A 1,491-nucleotide genomic window follows, 5' to 3' on the forward strand; every position below is an offset into this window, starting at 1 on the left:
ACCCACCCCACCCCCGACCGACCGACCGAGGAGAACCGCATGACCAGCACCGTCCTCGCCCTCACCCTGGGCGACCCCGCCGGCATCGGCCCCGAGATCACCGCCAGGACCCTCGCCGAGATCGCCCCCCAGGACGGCCACCACGGCGTGGCCGTCGGCGACGCCGCGGCGCTCCGCCGGGGCGCCGGCGCCGCCGGGCTCGACGTCCGGGTACGGCAGGTCACCGACTTCCGCACCCCGCCGGCCGGGCCGGGCGTCATCGACGTCCTCGACACCGGGGTGCTCGGCAGCTCGCTGCCACCGTGGGGCACCGTCGACGCCCGGGCCGGAAAGGCGGCCGTCGCCGCCATCGAGACCGCCACCCGAGCCGCCATGGACGGCGCCGTCGACGGCATCGTCACCGCCCCCATCAACAAGGAGGCCATCTGGCGGGCCGGCTCCAGCCACCTCGGGCACACCGAGATGCTGGGCGAACTCACCGGCGTCACCCGCCAGGACACCATGTTCGTCGTCCGCAACACCGCCGTGCCGGGACACCACCTGCGGATCTTCTTCACCACCCGGCACGTCGCCCTGCGGAAGGCCCTCGACCAGATCACCCGGGAGAGCGTGGCCCGCTCCATCCGGGAGGCCACCACCGCGCTCCGCGTCTTCGGCACCCCACACCCCCGGCTCGCCGTCGCCGCCGTCAACCCGCACGGCGGGGAGAACGGCGCCTTCGGCGACGAGGAGATCGAGCACATCGGCCCCGCCTGCGACGAGGCCCGCGCCGAGGGCCTGGACGTGACGGGCCCCGTGCCCGCCGACTCCGTCTTCCACCAGGGCCTCACCGGGCGCTTCGACGGCGTGCTCTCCCACTTCCACGACCAGGGCCACATCCCCGCCAAGACCTACGACTTCAACGGCACCATCTCCGTCACCGTCGGCCTGCCGATCCTCCGCACCTCCGTCGACCACGGCACCGCCTTCGACATCGCCGGCAGCGGCCGCGCCGACCACGGCACCATGCTCTCGGCCTACCGGGCGGCCGTCGACTACAGCCCCTCCGTGCCGCTGATCCGCGAGACCTACGGCAGCGCGGGCTGAGGCGCGGTGACCCGACCGGCCGCCAGACGCGGCACCCGCGAACGGCACGAGGCCCTGCTCGCGCTGCTGCGCGGCGGCACCACGCGGGTGGAGGAACTGGCCGCCGCCCTCTCCGTCTCGCCGTCCACGGTCCGCCGCGACCTCGGCCGCCTCACCGCCGACCACAAGGTGGCCAGGACCTACGGCGGCGCGGTCGTGCCCGAGGCGTTCACCGAACGGCCGGTGGCCGAGAGCGCGTTGCTGAACCGGCGGGCCAAGGCGGCGATCGCCGAGGCCGCCGGCGAACTCGTCCCGGCCACCGGCGCGGTGTTCGTCGACGCCGGCACCACCTGCGCGGCGCTCGCCGGCATCATCGCGGCGGGCGCGGCGTCCGCGGCGTCCGCCGCAGGCGGGGTGGGTGGGGAG

Annotated in this window: 2 protein-coding genes; both read left to right on the top strand. The window is 75.5% G+C overall.

Annotated features, from left to right (window positions below; translation table 11 throughout):
* The coding region (pdxA, locus tag E1283_RS36150; protein ID WP_425086279.1) for a 4-hydroxythreonine-4-phosphate dehydrogenase PdxA at window positions 1-1,086 on the top strand (1,086 nt) is incomplete at its 5' end.
* 6 nt (window positions 1,087-1,092) lie between these two features.
* Window positions 1,093-1,491, top strand: a 399-nt coding sequence (locus tag E1283_RS36155; RefSeq protein WP_132822384.1) for a DeoR family transcriptional regulator, incomplete at its 3' end; no start/stop codon positions are given.

It is taken from the genome of Streptomyces hainanensis, assembly GCF_004348415.1.
Lineage (GTDB): Bacteria > Actinomycetota > Actinomycetes > Streptomycetales > Streptomycetaceae > Streptomyces > Streptomyces hainanensis.